Origin of the sequence: Arthrobacter cupressi (genome assembly GCF_900099975.1) — a bacterium.
GTDB classification, from domain to species: Bacteria; Actinomycetota; Actinomycetes; order Actinomycetales; family Micrococcaceae; genus Arthrobacter; species Arthrobacter cupressi.
Window position 1 is genome coordinate 38,948 of the sequence record NZ_FNEI01000005.1, and the last position, 19,558, is coordinate 58,505.

At 66.0% G+C, this 19,558-nt stretch carries 17 protein-coding genes; 7 read left to right on the forward strand and 10 right to left on the reverse strand.

The features are described 5' to 3' along the window. Positions 1–45 precede the first annotated feature (45 nt). Both BLP88_RS07485 and BLP88_RS07490 read right to left on the reverse strand, forming a co-directional pair. Complete coding sequence (locus BLP88_RS07485; RefSeq protein ID WP_074588172.1) at positions 46–1,362, reverse strand: CpaE/TadZ family protein; 1,317 nt, start codon at positions 1,360–1,362, stop codon at positions 46–48. Continuing rightward, positions 1,359–2,003: an SAF domain-containing protein gene (locus BLP88_RS07490; protein WP_074588173.1), complete on the reverse strand. Its 645-nt coding sequence runs from the start codon at positions 2,001–2,003 to the stop codon at positions 1,359–1,361. Before BLP88_RS07490 ends, BLP88_RS07485 begins: the two co-directional genes overlap by 4 nt. A gap of 152 nt (positions 2,004–2,155) precedes the next feature. On the opposite strand from BLP88_RS07490, the gene BLP88_RS07495 reads away from it, so the two are divergent. Then, a complete protein-coding gene (locus BLP88_RS07495) occupies positions 2,156–2,374 on the forward strand; it encodes a helix-turn-helix domain-containing protein (RefSeq protein ID WP_074588174.1) in 219 nt (72 codons plus the stop codon). 10 nt (positions 2,375–2,384) lie between these two features. Here the strand turns inward: BLP88_RS07495 and BLP88_RS07500 are convergent, their stop codons facing one another. Continuing rightward, a complete protein-coding gene (locus BLP88_RS07500) occupies positions 2,385–2,954 on the reverse strand; it encodes a hypothetical protein (RefSeq protein WP_074588175.1) in 570 nt (189 codons plus the stop codon). A 142-nt stretch (positions 2,955–3,096) separates the two neighbouring features. Between BLP88_RS07500 and BLP88_RS07505 the strand changes: the two genes are divergently transcribed. Together BLP88_RS07505 and BLP88_RS07510 are read left to right on the forward strand one after the other, a co-directional pair. After that, positions 3,097–3,906, forward strand: coding sequence for a LysM peptidoglycan-binding domain-containing protein (locus tag BLP88_RS07505; protein ID WP_245679796.1), 810 nt, complete (start codon positions 3,097–3,099; stop codon positions 3,904–3,906). Positions 3,907–3,944: 38 nt separating this feature from the next. Further along, positions 3,945–4,400: an Rv3235 family protein gene (locus BLP88_RS07510; protein ID WP_074588178.1), complete on the forward strand. Its 456-nt coding sequence runs from the start codon at positions 3,945–3,947 to the stop codon at positions 4,398–4,400. Positions 4,401–4,623: 223 nt separating this feature from the next. On the opposite strand, the gene secA is transcribed toward BLP88_RS07510, so the two are convergent. From secA to mtrA, 7 genes are all read right to left on the reverse strand, one after another. Continuing rightward, positions 4,624–7,371 (reverse strand): preprotein translocase subunit SecA, encoded by a 2,748-nt coding sequence (secA, locus tag BLP88_RS07515; protein WP_074588179.1) that lies wholly within the window; start codon positions 7,369–7,371, stop codon positions 4,624–4,626. 156 nt (positions 7,372–7,527) lie between these two features. Next, a complete protein-coding gene (locus BLP88_RS07520; RefSeq protein WP_074588181.1) occupies positions 7,528–8,766 on the reverse strand; it encodes a winged helix-turn-helix domain-containing protein in 1,239 nt (412 codons plus the stop codon). 32 nt (positions 8,767–8,798) lie between these two features. Further along, complete coding sequence (gene hpf, locus BLP88_RS07525) at positions 8,799–9,524, reverse strand: ribosome hibernation-promoting factor, HPF/YfiA family (protein ID WP_074588182.1); 726 nt, start codon at positions 9,522–9,524, stop codon at positions 8,799–8,801. A gap of 147 nt (positions 9,525–9,671) precedes the next feature. Then, a complete protein-coding gene (locus BLP88_RS07530; protein ID WP_074588183.1) occupies positions 9,672–10,661 on the reverse strand; it encodes a ComF family protein in 990 nt (329 codons plus the stop codon). Positions 10,662–10,802: 141 nt separating this feature from the next. Next, positions 10,803–12,521, reverse strand: coding sequence for an LpqB family beta-propeller domain-containing protein (locus tag BLP88_RS07535; RefSeq protein WP_175453516.1), 1,719 nt, complete (start codon positions 12,519–12,521; stop codon positions 10,803–10,805). Then, on the reverse strand, positions 12,514–14,355 hold the full coding sequence (gene mtrB, locus BLP88_RS07540) for an MtrAB system histidine kinase MtrB (RefSeq protein ID WP_084110936.1): 1,842 nt from the start codon (positions 14,353–14,355) through the stop codon (positions 12,514–12,516). Before mtrB ends, BLP88_RS07535 begins: the two co-directional genes overlap by 8 nt. A gap of 100 nt (positions 14,356–14,455) precedes the next feature. Then, positions 14,456–15,130 (reverse strand): MtrAB system response regulator MtrA, encoded by a 675-nt coding sequence (gene mtrA, locus BLP88_RS07545; RefSeq protein ID WP_074588185.1) that lies wholly within the window; start codon positions 15,128–15,130, stop codon positions 14,456–14,458. 161 nt (positions 15,131–15,291) lie between these two features. Here mtrA and BLP88_RS07550 point away from each other — a divergent pair, with 161 nt between their 5' ends. Genes BLP88_RS07550 through BLP88_RS07565 form a run of 4 tightly spaced genes read left to right on the forward strand, consistent with a single transcriptional unit; the run spans position 15,292 to position 19,551 of the window. Continuing rightward, entirely contained in the window at positions 15,292–16,575 is a 1,284-nt protein-coding gene (locus BLP88_RS07550; protein ID WP_139163328.1) for a DUF7847 domain-containing protein, read from the forward strand. Continuing rightward, positions 16,572–17,258 (forward strand): DUF4129 domain-containing protein, encoded by a 687-nt coding sequence (locus BLP88_RS07555; protein WP_074588186.1) that lies wholly within the window; start codon positions 16,572–16,574, stop codon positions 17,256–17,258. Before BLP88_RS07550 ends, BLP88_RS07555 begins: the two co-directional genes overlap by 4 nt. Beyond that, positions 17,255–18,439: a DUF4350 domain-containing protein gene (locus BLP88_RS07560; RefSeq protein ID WP_074588187.1), complete on the forward strand. Its 1,185-nt coding sequence runs from the start codon at positions 17,255–17,257 to the stop codon at positions 18,437–18,439. Before BLP88_RS07555 ends, BLP88_RS07560 begins: the two co-directional genes overlap by 4 nt. 20 nt (positions 18,440–18,459) lie before the next feature. Then, positions 18,460–19,551: an AAA family ATPase gene (locus tag BLP88_RS07565; protein ID WP_084110971.1), complete on the forward strand. Its 1,092-nt coding sequence runs from the start codon at positions 18,460–18,462 to the stop codon at positions 19,549–19,551. Positions 19,552–19,558 lie beyond the last annotated feature (7 nt).

Consider the following 19,558-nt stretch of genomic DNA (forward strand, 5'->3'; position numbering starts at 1 on the left):
CATCACGTCTTGTTTTGCTGCGTCTTTGCAGCCCACATGGCGAGCCTAACGCTTAAGCAACCGCCTTGCTCTGGATGGGCGTACAGAGGATCTTGAAATTCCCTGGGCAGGCGCACAAACGAGTCCGGCGATCGCGCGACGAAGTGGCGACTCGGCTGCCACCTCGAAGAGAACCGAGCCGGACAGCAGCGCCGCATCGCAAGTATCAGGCTCCGACGGCAGGAAAGCCGAGATCTCTCCAGCCGGGGAATAGCGCTGCCAGGCTTCGCGCAGTTGCCGCTCAGGGGAACGTCCGGCCGCAGATGCCCGGACTTTGTTGAGGACAATCCGCGGAGCGGCCTGGGGTACAGCATCATCCAGTTCGGCGAGGCCCCGGACAAGCCTGGGGACCCCGATGGCATCTGCCGAACCCACCGCGAAGACAGTGTCCGCGAGTTCCAGGCTGCGCAGCGTGGCCGCGTTCCGCCGCGGCGCCATGGTGTCAAAGCTCAGTTCTTCATCCGCTTCAAGGCAGAACCCTGCGTCAACCACGATGACGTCGGCAATCTTCCTGGCCTGTTCGAACACGCCGGAAAGGGCCGCGGCGCGAAGTTCCGTCCACCGGTCAGCCCTGGTGATTCCGGTCAGGACCCGGAATTCACCGGACTTCGTGAAAACGGAGGCCGCGACCTTTTTCAGGGAGTCTCCGTCCAACAGCCCTTGCTCCGCCAGCCGGCAAGCCTGCGCGAGTCCAGCCGACTCGTCCAGCAGGCCCAGGGTGGCCGCCACGCTCGCGCCGTAACTGTCGGCGTCGACGAGCAGGACCACCTTGCCTTCGGCGGCAAGCTCCGCGGCGATGTTCACCGCCACCAGCGTCCGGCCCGGAGCCCCCGCCGGTCCCCAGACAGCGACGATCTCGCCGTTGCCGCTCGGCGCAGGTACTTCCTCGGCAACGGCCGGTCCGGCCGGCCGCAATCCGGCCGACGGATCCGCCAGACCGGAATCACGCGGCTCGGGCTGCCTCGGACCGCGGCCCGTGAGCTGATGCACGGCGTCGGAGATCTTCGCGGCCAAGCCTGCCGCATCAACATCCGGGAGCGCCGTGATCACTCCGATGGCCCGCAGCCGCGCCGCTTCCCCAGGGTCCCCGACAAGCCCGACGACGGCGACGCCCACCGCCGAGAGGCGGTCCACAAGCGAGGCCGTGAGGTCCTCGCTGCCCTCCGCGACCACGGCCGCGCGTGCGAGGCCGCTTTGGCAGGCGGCGAGCAGCTCCGCCAACTCATCGCAGCGCCGCACCACGGTGACCGGGCCGTGCAGTCTTTCGAGTCCCCCGACGAGATCTTCCTGGGACTGACCCACTGTGACAACGGGGATGCTCATTTCACGGTCCCCGCAGGGTTCCACACCACTGCTACTTTTGCCTTGTTTGCTTGGGCACCGAGCAGCTTCGGCATCTGTTCGTCGGTGACGAGGACCAGCACAACCGTTTGCTTGGATGCCCCGAGCGCTGACGATCCCTCGGTGACCTGCGCGATTTCCGCACCCGGCAGCAGAAGGCGCGGCTCGGCGAAACCATTCTGCGCATCCGGCAGAGACACCCATACATCCACCCGCGAACCGGGTACTGCCTGGGCCGGCAGGGAGTCCTCGACGGTGACGGCCACCGGCTTCCGGTCCAAAGCGTCTGCATCTCCCAGACTTTCCCTGGGCAGAAGCTGGTTCTTGGCTACACGCTGGACCGCCACCTTCCCCTCGGGCAGTCCTGATTCGACGGTGACATAGCCGGACTCCACATCGTCCAGCCGGACTTTGGCGACGGAGAGATCGTCCCGGCTCAGCTTCTGGCCCACCGCGATGCCCTCGCGTGCGACGTATACCTGGACAGTGCGGTCCGCGGCGCCGACCAACGCGATAACGCCTGCGACCGAAGCAAGCACCAGCAGAATCCCGACCAGGAGCCGGGGATCCTTCCATGACGGTTTCTTAAGCCGTGCCGCCGCGGCTGTAGTACTCGCGCTCATGGTCAGTCCCCCTGGTTGCATCGGCGGCCGCCCGGCCGCGCATCGCCTTCATTCTGACTGCAATCCCACCTGTTCCAAAGTCAAGAAGTCCAAATCACACCAAACTGTGGATAACCGGACCAAGACATGCCAGGAAGTGGCAAAATGGTGTCATGCCCCGATTCCTCACCCTTGCAGACGTCGCCGAACAGTTGCAGATCAACTCGCCGCAGGCCTATGCCCTCGTGCGAAGCGGCGAACTGAAGGCCATCCAAGTCGGAGGCCGGGGCCAGTGGCGTGTCGAAGAGACCATGCTGGAGCAATACATCCAGGAGCGATACGCGGAAGCCAGCCGCATGATTGAAGAGACGAAGGCGAAATCCTCCCACTAGGCAACGCCACCTAGAGCTCCTGCCCCCGCAGGGAACGCAGGGCGGCCAGCGTCGCGAAAGGCACGGTCACTACAGAGCTGACGTTGCCTTGCCGCCTGGCCTCTCCCGCGGACGTGACCGCAAGATCGAAATGGTCTTTCCCGACACGGTCTATTACGCCGAAGAGCGCCCTTTCCTGGGTCGCGGCCATCGCCAGATGGACTGTTACTTCGGACCGGTCCCTGGCCAGTCCCCGCAGCGCACTCGCCAGACCCATCCGCGCACGCACGCCTGAATCCTGAAGGACGTCGCGACCGACCCCCTGGTACCTGGCCACCGCGGAATACGGCACCAGCCACTGCTGCGGCGCCTCGTTCAGCACAATCCATTCGCTGCCCACGTGGGCCAGGACGCCTGATACCTGCAGCCCTGATGACAACAAGACCGCGAGCTCCCGGCCCAGGGCGGCGCGGAGCCGGTCAGCCAAGGCGATGCCGGCGATCTCAACGCGGGCCCGCTCCGAAACCTCCGACTCAAGCACCAGCCGTTGTTCGGCAGCGAGCTGCGCCTCCATGTCTTGAAAGAGAGCGTCCCATCGCATCCCGTCAGCGTAAGGGGGCACCTCTGCCGGGTCAATTTTCGAACGAAGTTGCAATATCACTGGACAAAACCCAGTATCCGTGCTCAAAATTGCCTCAGATACATCAAATGACATCAAACGGCATCAAAACGAGGAGAAGTTCGTGAGTGAGACAGAAAGGACCGTCCGGCACGATGCAGCAATGGCGTCGGTCATCCTGCTGCTGGGCTGCCTGCTCCTGGGGATCGGAATCCTCCTCCTCGAGCGCTGGAAGGTTTCCGCAGCGCACCACCAAGGCCTGATGTTCGGCGACATCATCGGATTCGTTGCGGCCGGCACCGGGCAGTTGATCGTCAGTTGGTGGCTGCTGTCTCTCGTGCTGGCTTTTGCCGCTGCAGCCTTCCAAAAGTCCGGGCGAACAGCCCAGGCAAGAGTTGCCGGACGATTCAGCCCTTTGTTCATGCGGCGCCTTGCCTTGGCTGTGCTTGGGCTGAACCTGCTCGGCGCTCCCCTTGCCCAGGCATCAACGCCCGTGGTCGAGGCGGCGTGGTCAGCATCCGGCAGATCCGCCGGCATCTCTGCCGCCTGGAGTCCGATTTCCCAGCAAGCCGAGGGCACCGCCGGGGCCGGGGTTCTTTCCCTGGCCGGGAAGACGGTGGACGAGTCAGCAGCGTCCGCCGACCTGCTGCAACCGCAGTGGCAGCCCCGGGCGCCGGTCGTCGAGCCCGGCCTCGTGGGAACCAAGGTCAGACGTGCGGCGCAACAGGCGGACACCCCTGTATCCAAGGAGGTGGTGGTGCTGCGCGGCGACACCCTGTGGTCCATCGCCGCCCAGGACCTGGGGCCGTTGGCCAGCGATGTGGACGTCGCCCGCCACTGGCCGAAGTGGTACGCCGCCAACAAAGACGTCATTGGGGCCGACCCTGCCCTCATTGTGCCCGGCCAGATCCTGCAGGCCCCGCCCAAGAACTAAGAACCATCTATTTCCGAAACCAACCAAGGAGCCACGTCATGAGCGCTGTACCAGCAATCCGTCCGATTTCCGCCAACCGGGCCCGTCCCGCCACCGGCCCTTCCGGGACCGCACCCGGCCCGTCCGGCATCACGGGCCTGCCGGGCACAGATGAAGAGGTAAGAGTGCACGCACGGCGCATTGCCCAGGCGGTCGTAGAAGTCCTGGCCGGCACGCGACCCGTCCAGCAACTCTCGCGTTCCTTGGACCCCCGGTCGCTGGCCTCCCTTCAGCACCGCGCAGTCCTCACGAGGGCACACGCCGTGCGTAGCGGCGTCGCCAATTTCCGGCACCATCGCAATCCCCAGGTCCGTTCGGTCCATGCGTGCGCTGTTTCCGAGTCCGTCTACGAGGCTGCTCTGGTTGTCCATGAAGAACTGCGGTCCCGCGCAGTCGCCATGCGCCTCGAACTGAGCAACGGCGCGTGGAAGGTCACAGCCCTCCAGATCGGTTAGCCGGCCGCCGCGTTTGCCCGTGCGAGGTCCCGGGCCGGGGACGGGCCAGGCAACTGTACGAGACAAGACAGGACGGGGGCAAGCGTACGAGACAAGACAGACCAGGACAGGCACCACAGGACAGGAAGGTCTGGATGACTACGACAGAAAATACGTGAGGACCGGAACATTGTTCCGGTCCTCACGTATTTTCTGTACAGCCCTAGGACGCCTGCACCACGGATCAGCGGCGCTTCTTGCGGGGCGCCTTTCTTGCCTTGTCCTCGGCAGCGGCCTTGGCGGGGTTGCCTGAACGCCCGCCGCCGGACCGTCCCTCTACCCGGGTCTGGCTCGCGCCGTCTTCTCCGGGGGCGGTGTACTGCAACTGTGCCGGACGCTCCGGAGCCTGCAGGCCGGCCGCGTGAATTTGCGGATCGTGATGCTCCGTGTGGGCCCCTGCCGCGCTGTCGTCGGCGACCACCACGTCCTCCGCCGGGGTAACTTCGACTTCCAGGTTGTACAGGAACCCGACGCTTTCTTCCCGGATGGCTTCCATCATGCTCTGGAACAGGGTGAAGCCTTCCCGCTGGTACTCGACGAGCGGATCGCGCTGGGCCATCGCCCGCAGGCCGATGCCTTCCTTCAGGTAATCCATCTCGTAGAGGTGTTCCTGCCACTTACGCCCGAGGACGGACAAAACAACCCTGCGCTCGAGTTCGCGCATGTTTTCGGAGCCGATTGCTTCTTCGCGCTCCTTGTAGACGAGCTGGGCGTCGGAAAGGATCTCGTTCTTCAGGAATTCTGCGGTCACCCTGGACTTGGCACCGGCCTCATCGATGATGTCCTGGGCCGAAACCGTCACGGGGTAGAGGGTCTTCAGGTTGGTCCACAGCTGGTTGTAGTCCCAGTCGTCTCCGCTGCCCTCGGCCGTTGCGGCGTCGATGAACGCGTTGATGGTGTCTTCGAGGAAGAACTGGACCTTCTCGTGGAGGTCGTCACCCTCGAGGATCCGGCGGCGGTCACCGTAGATTGCTTCGCGCTGGCGGTTCAGGACGTCGTCGTACTTCAACACGTTCTTGCGCTGCTCGGCGTTGCGTCCTTCCACCTGGCCCTGGGCGGAGGCGATCGCCCTGGAGACGAGTTTGGATTCAAGGGCGACGTCGTCCGGCACCGAGCTGTTCATCAGCCGCTCTGCGGCGCCGGAGTTGAAGAGCCGCATCAGGTCGTCGGTCAGCGAGAGGTAGAAGCGGGACTCGCCGGGGTCACCCTGACGGCCGGAGCGGCCGCGGAGCTGGTTGTCGATCCGGCGGGATTCGTGGCGTTCCGTGCCCAGGACGTAGAGACCGCCGAGGTCCAGGACTTCGAGGTGCTCATCCTTGACAGCCTGCTTCGCGGCTTCAAGTGCCGCCGGCCAAGCGGCCTCATACTCCTCGGAATTCTCCTCGGGATCCAGGCCGCGCTTGGCCAGGTCCGCGATCGCGGTGAACTCGGCGTTGCCGCCAAGCATGATGTCCGTGCCGCGGCCGGCCATGTTGGTGGCGACGGTTACGGCACCCTTGCGCCCGGCCTGCGCCACGATGGCTGCCTCACGGGCATGGTTCTTGGCGTTGAGGACCTCGTGGCGGATGCCTTCCTTGGCCAGCAGCCGCGACAGGTATTCGCTCTTTTCCACGCTGGTGGTGCCGACGAGGACGGGCTGGCCGCTCTCGTGGCGTTCGGCGATGTCCTTGACCACGGCTTCGAACTTCACGATCTCGTTCTTGTAGACGAGATCAGGCTGGTCGAGACGCTGCATGGGGCGGTTGGTGGGGATGGGAACCACACCAAGCTTGTAGGTGCTCATGAACTCGGCGGCCTCGGTTTCGGCCGTGCCGGTCATGCCCGAGAGCTTCCCGTACATGCGGAAGTAGTTTTGCAGGGTGACCGTGGCGAGCGTCTGGTTTTCGGCCTTGATCTCGACGTTTTCCTTGGCCTCAATAGCCTGGTGCATGCCCTCGTTGTAGCGGCGGCCGGCCAGGATGCGCCCGGTGTGTTCGTCGACGATCAGCACTTCGCCGTCGAGGATCACGTAGTCCTTGTCCCGCTTGAACAGTTCCTTGGCCTTGATGGCGTTGTTGAGGAAGCCGATCAGCGGGGTGTTGGCGGATTCGTAGAGGTTCTGGATGCCGAGGTAGTCTTCCACCTTCTCGATGCCCGCTTCGAGGACACCGACGGTGCGCTTCTTTTCGTCCACTTCGTAGTCCGTCTCCGGCTGGAGCCGCTGCACGACTTTGGCGAACTCGCTGTACCACCGGTTGGTGTCGCCCTGCGCCGGACCGGAGATGATCAACGGGGTCCGGGCCTCGTCGATCAGGATGGAGTCGACCTCGTCAACGATCGCGAAGTGGTGTCCGCGCTGGACGAGTTCGGACTTGTCCCACGCCATGTTGTCCCGCAGGTAGTCAAAGCCGAACTCATTGTTCGTGCCGTAGGTGATGTCCGCAGCGTACTGCTCGCGGCGCGCCGCGGGGTCCTGCTTGGCCAGGATGCAGCCGCTGCTCAGGCCGAGGAAGCGGTAGACGCGTCCCATGAGTTCAGACTGGTATTCGGCGAGGTAGTCGTTGACCGTGACGACGTGCACGCCTTTCCCGGTCAGGGCGTTGAGGTACGCCGGAGCCGTGGCGACGAGCGTCTTGCCTTCACCGGTCTTCATCTCGGCGATGTTTCCGAGGTGAAGGGCGGCGCCGCCCATGAGCTGGACGTCAAAGTGGCGCATGCCCAGGGTGCGGGAGGAGGCTTCGCGCACGGCGGCGAACGCTTCGGGAAGCAGGGCGTCCAGGTGTTCGCCGTCCTGGTAACGGGCGCGGAGCACGTCGGTCTCTTCCCGGAGTTCCGCATCGGTGAAGGTCTTGAAGGAGTCTTCAAGGGCATTGATGGAATCGGCATAGCTCCGCAGCTGTTTCAGGGTCTTCTTGTCACCCGTGCGGAGAAGTTTTTCGATAAGTGATGCCACGTGAAGTTGCTCCCAGTCTCAAGCTGCCGAATTCTGGCGGTTTCAGTCTACGGGAGCGTACAACACCAAACAGAGATGTTTTCCTGAGAGCGGAGAGCGCCCGTACTGGAATCCTTCCCCGGGCCGGACCTGGTGCGCGAAGCACAGCTTCCGGGACTATATCCCGCGCAACTCCTGCGCCAACCGCGGGGCCAGGTCCCCTTCGGGCGACACGACGACGGCCTCCAGTTCGAGCCAGCGGGCCATGAGCCGGAGTTCATCGGCCAGCTCGCCTGCCGTGTCCGCCGGGGCGTCGCTTTCCGCGTGGGCGGAACGGACAAGCAGCAGGCGGCCTGCGCGGTCAGCTTTGAGGTCCACCCGGGCGACGATCCTGTCCCTGAGGAGGAAAGGCAGGACGTAGTATCCGAACTTCCGTTTCCCGGCCGGGGTGTAGATTTCGATCCGGTAGTGGAATCCAAAGAGTTCGTGCAGCCTCCGCCGCTCGAAGACGAGCGAATCGAACGGACTCAGCAGCGCTCTCCCCGCAGCCTTCCGCGGGATCTTCGCCTGCGCATGGCGGTAAAGCACACGGTCCCAGCCCTGTACCGAAACAGGTTCCAGGCGGCCTTGGTCGACGAGCGCGCCGACCGCCTGGGTCGCAGCCTTGACCGGCGTCCGGAAGTAATCGGCGAAGCACCGCACGGTCCCGATTCCGTGTGCCTGTGCTGCGGCATCTATGAGGCGCTCCATGGCAGCCGCCCGGCCGGCGCCGTCGTCATCGAAGTTCCTGTGGTCCGCCTCCGGAGCCTTCACCGCGGCCGGAAGGACCCGGGAGGTCAGGGTGTAGCGGCGTTCGAACTGCTCGGTCCGGGATGCGGCGCTGACCCGGCCTTCTTCGAACAAATGCTCGAGCACCCGCTTGACGAGGTTCCAGTTCCAGCCCCATTGTTCGTGGCGGCGTTCCTCCTGATGGCCAAGCTTTGCGGTGAGCTGGGCCGCCGTCATCGGGCGTCCGGCGGCGAGTGCCTCCAGGATCCGGTCGGCCATATCTTCGCGCAATGCATGCTCGAGATGCCCGGCGCCGACCCAGCCGCGCCGCTGCCAGAGAAGCAGGTCACCGAAGTGCTCGGGCCGGATGAAGCTTGCTTCGTGGGCCCAATACTCCATCATGCGGCGCGGACTGCGTGCCGACAGGGAATCGAGGATGCTGCGGTCGTAATCCCCCAGCCGGGAGAAAAAGGGCAGGTAGTGGCTACGGGACAGAACGTTCACCGAGTCGATTTGCACCAGCTGCAGGCGGGCAAAGGTCCGGCCCACCGCCCGTGATGTTACGGGACCGGTGGGCCGGACCTTGTCCAAGCCTTGGGCTGCCAATGCGATCCGCCGTGCCTGCTGAAGGCTCAGCGAAGCCGCCATGCGTGTCCTTTCGTCAGAGGAAGCGGAGCAGCCTAGGCCGTGGCGGCGTGGTCGTCGGAGCGGTAGGCGTGGATCTTGTCCTCCACCGCTTCATTGCCGGGCTCGCAGTTCGAGTCCAGGGTGATGACGCCGTAGGTCCAGCCGCGCCGTCGGTAGACCACGGACGGCGTGTTGGTTTCCTTGTCCACGAAGAGGTAGAAGTTGTGGCCGACGAGTTCCATGTTGTCCACGGCGTCATCGATCGTAAGGGACGCCGCGGGGAAGACCTTCCGGCGGATCAGCACCGGAGAGTCACCGGCCGGGATGTCGTTGTCGATATCGTACGGAGACGCTTCCGTGCTCGGAGCGGCCGGTTCCTCGTGGTTGCTTGCCGCAGCGTAAATAGGTTCACGGGTGCTGACAGGCTCGAGGCTTGCCGTGGCTTCACGCACCGCCTTTGGTGTGTGCCGCCCGTGGTGGACCTTCTTCCTGTCCTTGGCCCTGCGCAGCCGTTCGAGGAGCTTGCTGTACGCGAGGTCGAAAGCTGCGAATTTGTCAGCGGCGCTGGCTTCTGCCCGGATGACCGGACCCCTGCCCATGACTGTCACTTCCACCGTGAGCTGGCCCGGGTTCTGACGCGGATTGCTCTCCTTGGAAACCTTGGCGTCAACCCTCTGGACCTTGTCCCCGAGCGATTCAATCTTGGAAATCTTTTCGCCCGCGTATTCGCGGAAGCGATCCGAAACGGTCAGATTCCGGCCGCTGATCATGAACTCCATGGTGCCCTCCAAATAACTCAGGTGACACGACAACGGCGCTGACGGGGGGCTTTCTGACGGACAGTCGAGCCCCTTTCCGAGCCGCTATCGACAGGTACATCTGTTCTTGGTACCCATCTTCGACGTTAGTTCATCGTTACGGCTAATTCACCCCTTCGGCGCTTTAAATTTGTTTTGAGTCATTGAACTGCCGGTCGGCGTCTCTGTACCGGAGTCCAGTCCGCCCGGCGGACGGGTTGCCGCCAGGACGACCGCCCCGCACACAATTCCGCCGGCGGCTTCGACTGCCCTGGCCGCCTCGGCAAGGGTCGCTCCCGTGGTGAGGACGTCGTCGACAATGATGCACAGTTTTCCCGACACGGCGCTGCCCGCTGCAGACCGGACGACCATCGAACCCCGCACGCGCCGGGCACGGCTGCCCCTGTCTAGTCCCTTCTGACCCGCACTTCCGGCGCGTCCGGCAAGACGTGCTCCAAGCCACCCCACGCCGTCAGCCAGCAGTCTGGACGACGGCATGTTCGGGCCCGACCGACGTGCCCCGGCGAGGATTCCCCTCCGCCGCTTCGTCAAGGCATCGCGCAGGACCCACCCGTTCTCATTCCGGCGCCGGACCTGCCGGAGGAGCAGGTGGACCGGGCTGAAACCCCGACGGCGCAACGCGGCGGCGCTGGTGGGAACGGGTACCAGGCAAACGTTCCGGGCGTCACCCGCGGCCGCGCGCAGCCCGTGTTCCAGCATGCGGCCCAAGAGGCGCGCAACGGAGCGTTGGCCCAGTTTCTTGAAGGACAGCACCGCCTGCGCCAGTTCCTCCCGGTAGGGCCCGACGGCGACAACCGGCACCAGGACCGTACCGCCCACCGTGAGCAACGCCGGCGCCTGTGACTCGGCCCGGAAGGGCCGGGCGCACAGCCTCCGGATCCTGCGCGCGCAGGCACCGCAGAGCTGGGTATCCTCGCGCCCGCAGCACAGGCATTGCACCGGTGCCAGGAGCGCCAACAGCTCACCCCAGGCAAGTGCGAGGCCTTCCAGGAGGCGGAGCTGCGGCGGCGCGTACCGGCCCCGGTGTCGGGCCGCGAAGTCATCCGTGGCGGAAAGGTCAGGGTCGCGAACACGGGCGCGACCGGCGTCGTGGGTCATGCTGTCCGCCTGGCGGCCCCCGAGACCGGTGCTGGAAAGTCCATGCCACCAGCCTGAAGCACCGACGCCCGGCACGCCCTCGGCGCGACACTCTATGTGGAAAGACCTGCTATGTGGAAAGACCCGTATGTGGAAAGCGTGCTACCCGGGGAAAGCGGGGTCGACAGGTCCCTTCAGTTGGAGTTCCCAACCGTTTCCGACCCGCTGGAACACCCCCGCAAGGGACTGCCCATAGATTTCGTCGGGACCGTTGCCGGCGCTCAGCCCGGTCAATCCGGCCCAGGCCGGAAGCTGCTGCGGCTGCCCGGTAGACAAGGGGAGCAATTCGGGAACGACGTTGCCCGACGCCGAGTCCTTCATGACCACAACGGTCGTGGAATTGACCCAGACCCCGTGGTCCACCCCGTTGGTGGCGTCGAGCGTGATCGGCGCCGTGAGGTCCCTGGGGGTGCCGTCCGGATCGCGGACGATCCCTGTGACCTGGACGGACGTCCGGCCGCGCAGTTCGGAGATGACCAGGGCGCGGGTGCCCTCCCGTGAGATCCGGAATTCCTTGACCGAGCGGCCTGAAAGCCAACGCGGCGAGAGGGAAACCGCTGGAACGTTTCCGCCCTTCGCGGCCGCGGACGGTTTGAAGGCCACCACCTGCGTGGCACCATTGGCGCCCGGACCCGAGGTCCAAACCCAGTCCTGCGGACTGAAGGAGGGACGGGTCAGGGTGCTGCGGGTGGTCAGCGGGCGCGGGTCCCGGGCAGGCAGCATCGAGTACAGGGTCGTCCCGGAGCCGTTGAGGAACGCCACGGCCTTCGACGCTGGTGACTCGGCGGGCGACTGCGGCCCCAGCCCCGCTACCTGCTGGAGGTCCGGCAGGGGTGTCACCCGGTTGTTTTCGTAACGGGCCAGTTCGCCGTTGCTCACCACGATCTGGCGGGACGGCACACTCTTCTCCAGGACCGGCGGGAGCACGGTCCCGGTGTCCTCAACCCGGACCAGATCCTGGTCCGCACGCAACTGCACGCTGATCACGTCCGGCTGTGTGCGGAACGTCAGCAGGAGCTGGTTCTGCATGCGCTGTCTGTCTTCCGCCGATGCTTCCACCAGTTCCTTCGCCGACAGGTCCACCTGGGCGGCCCCCGAGACCACGGGGACCGATTCGCGCACCAGGCGGATTCCGGACGGGAAAGCGCTGACGACGGCGCCGCGCAGGTACGGCGCGGGCCCGGCCAGCAGGGCACTGGTCATGGCCTTGACGGTCTTCTTCTTGATGAACCACCTAAAGTCGGGAACCGCGTAATTGAATCCGGGGTCGTAGAAATAGATCGGGTAGGCACCGTAGATGACCCTGAAGGTCTGTTCGGGGATCGCCGTGCCGTCGGGCACCTCGGAGATGCGCCATTCGCCGTCCACCTGCTCGACACTGACCGGGATACTTTCCAGCGTCCCTTCCGGGTAGTGGGTGGCGATGCCGTCGGCATCAACGGCGTAGGCGAGGTCCAGTTCGTACCGGTATTCGTTCTCGACTGCGGTGCGGACCACCTGCGCTTTGCGGAACACGAGCGTGCGCTTGTCCGATTTCCAGCCAACCGAAAGGGACTGCGTCAGGTACTGGCGCGCCACCGCATAATCGTCCGCGTAGCCGCTGCCGGCGCCGTAGAAGTCTTCGATCACGGTTTCGGGGCCGGCGCCGGCCTGCGGCGGCGGCGGGAAGAAGTCGGGCACGTTCAGGTTTCCGGCGCTTTCCTCCTTGCTCTTGCCGACCGGGCCGGAGCGCGGAATCTGGGCACAGGAACTCAGCACGAGCGTTATCGCCGCGAAGGCGGCGAGCAACAGTACCGGGAAACGGCGGAGACCCCTACGCACGGCCGGCCTCCCCCGCTTCCTGCGCACCGCCGTCGTCGGCTGTACCTTGCTGGTCCGGCGGCACGACGTCGGTGGCGCGCGGCAGCGCCTCCTGGGTGTCAACCAGCAGCACCTGGCGGTCAGCGGCGGTGCCCGGGAGCCCGAGGTCGTGCGGTTCGAGGTGCAGCGGTGACTTTACGATGGTTCCGCCCTTTCGCAGCGGCAGGGTGAGCCGGAAGTTCGAGCCCGCGCCCTTCTGGCCCCAGGCCTGCAGCCAGCCGTTGTGGAGCTTGGTGTCTTCGGCGGCGATGGACAGGCCCAGGCCGCTGCCACCCGTGGTGCGGGCGCGGGCTGGATCCGCCCGCCAGAAGCGGTCGAACACCCGCGCGGCCTCGGCCGGGGTCATGCCGATTCCGTGGTCCCGGACCGACACCGCAACGGCGTCGTGGTTCGCGGCGACAGTCACGTGCACCGGCTTCCCTTCGCCGTGCTCCACCGCGTTCAGGAGCAGGTTGCGCAGGATCCGGTCGATGCGGCGCGAGTCCATTTCCACGATGATGCTCTTGTTGCGGGACGTCAGCCTGACCTCCGAGCCGTATTCGGCAGCGACCGGGGCCGCGCCCTCGATCACTTGTCCGATGAGCTGGAAAATGTCCTGCGGTTCCGCCTCCAGGACGGCGGCACCGGCGTCGAACCGCGAGATCTCCAACAGATCGGAGAGAAGGGACTGGAAGCGTTCCACCTGGTTGTAGAGAAGCTCTGCGGAGCGCCGGTTGACCGGATCAAAGTTCTCGCGTGCATCGAACAGGACTTCCGCCGCCATCCGGACGGTCGTGAGCGGCGTCCGGAGCTCGTGGGACACGTCCGAGACAAAGCGCTGCTGCATCTGGGAAAGCGTGGCGAGCTGGGTGATCTGTTCCTGGAGGCTCGCCGCCATGTGGTTGAACGACGCCCCGAGGCGGGCCACCTCGTCCTCGCCCTTGACCACCATGCGTTCCTGGAGCTGACCCGCGGCCAGCTTTTCGGAGACGACGGCGGCATGGCTCACCGGGCTCACGACGTTCCGGGTGACGTACCAGGCGATCCCACCGATCATGATGATCAGTGCTGCGCCGCCGGCCCAGAGCACGTTCTGGATCTGGTCGAGGGTCTGCTGGGCGTTTTCGAGGTCATAGAGAAGGTACAGCTCGTAGACGGTGCCGTTGAACGTGACCTTGTTCCCGACGGCGATCCCCGGGTGGTCCTGGTTGCCCACCGGGAATTCGGTGGAAGCCCAGTATTGCTCCTTGCCTGACTCCTGCACGGCCTTGCGCAGTTCAGGCGGGATGACCCGGACCGTCAGCTGGTCCGAGGCGCGCGATTCCACCCAGCGGTTGCGCGGCTTGGTTTGCTCCGGGAGTGCCTCGAAGACGTAGCGGCGCTGGATGACCGAGCCGTTGCCTTCCACCGCGTTGAGGGTGTCGTAGACCAGGGTAATGACGCTGGACTGGTCGTTGACTTGGGCGCCGTCGAAGGTGTCCTGGACCTGCTTGACATAGTAGCGGCTCTCCGATTCCGCCTGGGTCAGCCGTTCCTGGAACAGGTTGTTGGCGATCTGGTTGGACAGGTAAGCCCCGACCACGGCAAAGGAAATCACCGACAGCAGGATGGTCATCATGACCGTCCTGAATTCCAGCGAGCGCCGCCAGCGCCGCAGGAGCGACTTCCACATGTAACGCAGCCCCGGCCGCAGGTGCCGGAGCGCGGTGACCACCAGGCGGGATACCCGCAGCGCGAGGATCAGGGCACGGCGCGTCCAGATGCGGCCCAGCAATAGAAGGCGCTGGACATTGAGGGTCCGGCCGCTGCCCTGCATGCGGACGGGCCGCTGCTCCGCCGGTCCTGAAGGGACGGGACGGTCTTCCGGCGACGCCTCAGGCGGCGTGGTTCCGGGCCCGGCCTTGCCGGCAGGTGACTCAGGATCCCGCTTTGTAACCGACACCACGGACCGTCAGAACAACTTCGGGTGCTTCCGGGTCGCGCTCGATCTTGGAGCGCAGACGCTGGACATGGACGTTGACCAGTCTGGTGTCGGCGGCGTGGCGGTATCCCCACACCTGCTCCAGGAGGAGCTCACGGGTGAAGACCTGCCACGGCTTGCGGGCCAGGGCGACCAGGAGGTCGAATTCCAGCGGCGTGAGCGAGATGCGTTCCCCGCCGCGGGTGACCATGTGGCCGGCGACGTCGATCGTGACATCGGCGATCCGGAGGGTCTCCGGGGCCTTCTGTTCGCCCGGACGCAGCCGTGCGCGAACCCTGGCGACGAGTTCGGCGGGCTTGAAGGGCTTGGGCACATAGTCATCGGCACCGGACTCCAGTCCGCGGACGACGTCGGAGGTGTCCGATTTTGCCGTCAGCATGACGATGGGGACATCCGATTCGCCGCGGATCTGGCGGCACACCTCGATGCCGTCGGACCCCGGGAGCATCAGGTCCAGGAGGACGAGGTCCGGCTTCGAGGAGCGGAAAACGTCAAGCGCCTGACCACCGTCTGCGCAGAAAACCGGATCGAAGCCGTCGTTGCGAAGCACGATGCCGATCATTTCGGCCAGTGCTTCGTCGTCGTCAACTACCAGGATGCGTGCCTTCATAGTTATATATTCCCCCATCGAATGGCCATTGTCCCGTTGACCCGGGCTCCCGGCATGGCGTCTGCCGTACCGGGCAAGCCGCAGCTCATTGCGGTGAAGGCTATGAGCCGCGGCGGCGGAACTATAGGCTGGGCGGACACGGCACTTTTGGGGAGGAAAGCGTGTCACAGCAAGAGCCCGGGCCCGGCGTCCAACCGCAATGGGGCCAACCCCGTCCGGGTGGCCAACCGCAAAACCCGCCGCAATGGGGCGGGCAACCGCAATGGGGCGGGCAACCGCAGTGGGGCCAGCAGGCACCCGGCTGGCCCGCCGCCCCGGGCAATCCATATGCCCCGGGCAACCCATACGGCCCCGGCAACCCGTATGGCCAGCCTCAATATGTCGCACCGCCCAAGCCCGGGATCGTACCGCTGCGTCCCTTGCTGTTCGGCGAGATCCTCGACGGCGCTTTCCAGACGATCCGCCGCAACCCCGCCGCCATGCTCGGTTCCTCCTTCCTCGGCCAATGCGTGGCCTTGTTGCTCTCAGCAACGCTGATCGCGGGCAGCCTCGGCCTCCTCACCCGCCTTGAGCAACTCGACGGCAACCAAGCGCCAAGTGACGCCGAATTGTCCTCAATCCTCGGGCCGACTCTTGGCCTGCTGGCCGGGATGGTCAGCATCTCGCTGCTGACCACGGTTCTTTTGACCATTCTGGGCGGGGTCATGGCCGTGCCTGCTTCCCGTTCGGCCCTGAACCGGAAGACCGGGTTCAAGCAGGTGTGGGTCCTGGTGCGCCACCGCCTGTTTGCCCTTACCGGGCTATCCTTGCTCATGCTCCTGGTGCCGCTCGTTCCAATCGTCGTCCTGTTCGTACTGGCGGTGGCAATTCTGACCGTAACTGGCCCGGCCGGGATCCTGATCGTTTTTCCGATCGGGCTCGGAGCCGTGGCGGTGATTGCGTGGCTGTACATCAGGCTCCTGCTGGCTCCGGCCGCGGTAGCCATCGAAGAGCTTGGCGTCATCGAATCCATGCGGCGTTCCTGGTCCCTGACTACCGGCAGCTGGTGGCGGACCTTTGGCATCGTGCTTGTGGCCTTCCTGATCGTCGGGGTAATCGGCCAAGTGGTCCAGATCCCCCTCACGCTCGCCGTCGGTGGCATCGGCTCCGTAGTCTCCCCGCACGGCGGCCTCGAGCAGGCAACCGGCACAGCCATCCTGCTAACGGTCATCAGCATGGTGGTCAGTGCATTGGTGGGGGCGCTGGGTTTCGCGTTCCAGTCCGCGGTGTCCGCCCTGGTCTACCTCGACCTGCGGATGCGTCGTGACGGCCTGGATGTGGAACTGCTGCGGATGATGGAATCCGGAAGCGATCCGGACGGCGTTCCCGGCCGCGGCCTGCCGGCACGACGCCCTGCCGCGGGCGGATGGCACCCCGGATCCGGCACGGGATTCCCGGCCGGATGACAGTCCTTTCCGTATTCACGGCCGCCCTGCCCGCGGCGACCCCGGTCGACCCGGACCGCGACGAGGCCCGGCGCTGGGCGGTCGAAGAACTCAGCAAGCCGCAGTACGCCGAAGCGAAGCCAAACTGGTTCGACCAACTCGTACACGACTTCCTGGAATGGCTGCGCTCACTGAACTCCGGAGATGCGGGACCCGGCCAGGACTGGACCTGGCCCCTCGTCACCCTGCTCGCCGTCGCGCTGGTGGTCACGGCAATCATCGTGGTCCGTCCACGGTTCAATACCGCGCGGAAGCGGACGTCGGCCGCAGTTTTCGACGAGGAATCAGTGCTCGACGCCGGGACCTTCCGTTCCCGGGCCGCCGCCGCTGCCGCACGGGGTGACTGGAGCACCGCCGTCGTCGAGCAGTTCCGGGCGCTGGTGCGTTCGGCGGAAGACCGTACCGTCATCGATCCGCAGGCCGGCCGCACCGCGGACGAGGCAGCCATGCAGCTGGGACGTGCCTTCAGTGCCGGCCAGATCCGGTTGGACGCCGCAGCCAAACTCTTCGACGCCGTCAAGTACGGGCGCGCGACTGCCGACAGCGGGCAGTACGACACCGTTCGGGCCCTCGACAGCGAACTGGACAAGATCAAACCTGACTACCGCGGAAAGCCTGCACCTGGATTGGCGGTACCGCGATGACGGGCCCAACCCAACTGGACACGGCGGACCGCGCCGCCGGCACGCCGACAGGCTGGAAGGCCCGCCTCCGCCGTCACCTGGTCTGGATCGTGATCGGGTCCATCATGGCGCTCACAGTGGGCTACGTGGTGGTGTCCCGGCTGGCATCGGGACCGGACGACCGGGCCTTGTCCCCGCGCAACCCTGCCCCGGGCGGGGCCATGGCTGCCGCCGAAATCCTCGGCGGACAAGGCGTGAGCATCACCGAAGCGGGATCATTCGAACAGGCCATCTCCGCCCTTGAAGCCAGGGACGGAGCGGCTACCGTGCTGCTCTACGACCGCAACGGTTACCTCGGCGAAGGGCAGCTCCGCGAACTGCGGGCCGAGGCGGACAGGATCGTGGTCATCAGTCCCGGCCGGCGCACGCTGCGGGGTCTCGCCAGCAGCCTCCGCAATGCAGGGGTTGTGCCTGAAGGACACAATGTCCTGGAACCGGAATGCGGCCTGGAGGATCCCCTGGCGGCCGGAAGCATCTCTGCCGGGAACGGCCAGCTTTATGCCGGCAGTGGCACGATCTGCTACCGCGTGGACGACGGCGGACTCTACGCGGTGAGCGGTGACGGCCGTGTGGTGGTGATCGGCAGCTCCGCGCTGCTGAGTAACGACCTGCTGGACGAGCACGGGAACGCGGCACTTGTCCTGCGCAGCCTGGGTGGCTCCGAAGAACTGCTCTGGTACCTGCCCGGCCTGGGCGATGTCCCGCAGGACAGGAATCCCGCCACCCTGGACGAACTGGCCGCGCCGTGGGTGGCTTTCCTGGGACCGTGGCTGGTGGTCGTTGCGTTCCTCGCAGTCCTGTGGCGCGGACGGCGCCTTGGCCCGCTGGTGTTCGAACCGCTCCCGGTGGTGGTCAAGGCCGCGGAAACGGCAGAGGGACGGGCCAGGCTGTACCAGGATTCCCGGGCAGTGGAGCGGGCGGCGGCCAATTTGCGGGCCGGCACCATGGTGCGGCTCGCCAGGGTGTTCCGGCTCGGTCCGGACGCCGGCATCGACAGCCTGGTGGAGGCGGTCGCCCGCAAGACCGGCCGACCGCCCGCGCAGCTGCGTGACATCCTCGATCACCGCCCGGAAACGCAGTCCGGCCTGGTGCAGTGGGCACAGACTTTGGAACAACTCGAGCAGGAGGCCTCAACCCCGTGAATGAGAACATCGCACCGAACATGCATTGGGACGGATACACCGGCGCGGCTCCTCCCTACGGGGGCGGAGCCCCGGCGCCTGCAGGTCAACAGGCAGCTGTTCCGCCGGCTGCGCCGGCCACGGCCCCGCGGCCTGTGGGGGAACGCGCCCCGGCAGGCAGCAGGGACCCGGCCCGCCAGGCGCTGCTGGACGTCCGGCACGAAGTGGGCAAGGCCGTCGTCGGGCAGGACTCCACGGTGACCGGCATGCTGATTGCGCTGCTCTGCGGAGGGCATGTGCTGCTGGAGGGTGTGCCCGGCGTGGCGAAAACCCTGCTGGTCCGGGCCCTCTCCAAGGCGCTGAGCCTGGACACCAAGCGGGTCCAGTTCACCCCGGACCTCATGCCCGGCGATGTCACGGGTTCGCTGGTCTACGATTCCCACAGCTCGGAGTTCACCTTCCGAGAGGGACCGGTGTTCACCAACATCCTGCTGGCGGACGAAATCAACCGGACGCCGCCCAAGACCCAGGCCTCGCTGCTGGAGGCGATGGAGGAACGCCAAGTCTCGGCCGACGGTGTCTCCCGCCCGCTGCCGGTGCCGTTCATCGTGGCTGCCACGCAGAACCCGGTGGAATACGAGGGCACCTATCCCCTGCCCGAGGCACAACTGGACCGCTTCCTGCTCAAGCTCGCCATGCCGCTGCCCGCCCGGGACGACGAGATCGAGGTCGTCCGCCGGCACTCCGAGGGATTCGACCCCCGAAACCTTGCGGCCGCCGGAGTCACCGCCGTGGCCGGCAGCAGCGAACTGGAAAGGGCCCGTGCGAAGGTTGCCGCGGTGCGCGTGGCCCCTGAAGTCCTGGCCTACATTGTGGACGTGGTACGGGCCACCCGGGCGGCGCCGTCGTTCCAGCTGGGTGTTTCGCCGCGCGGCGCCACGGCGCTACTGACCTCATCGCGGGCGTGGGCCTGGCTCTCCGGCCGGGACTTCGTGACCCCCGACGACGTCAAGGCGCTCGCGCTGCCGTGCCTGCGCCACCGCGTGGGCCTGCGCCCGGAGGCCCAGATGGACGGGGTCCACGTCGACGAGGTCCTCGGCAGCATCCTCGCCTCCGTCCCCGTGCCGCGCTGATGCCGCC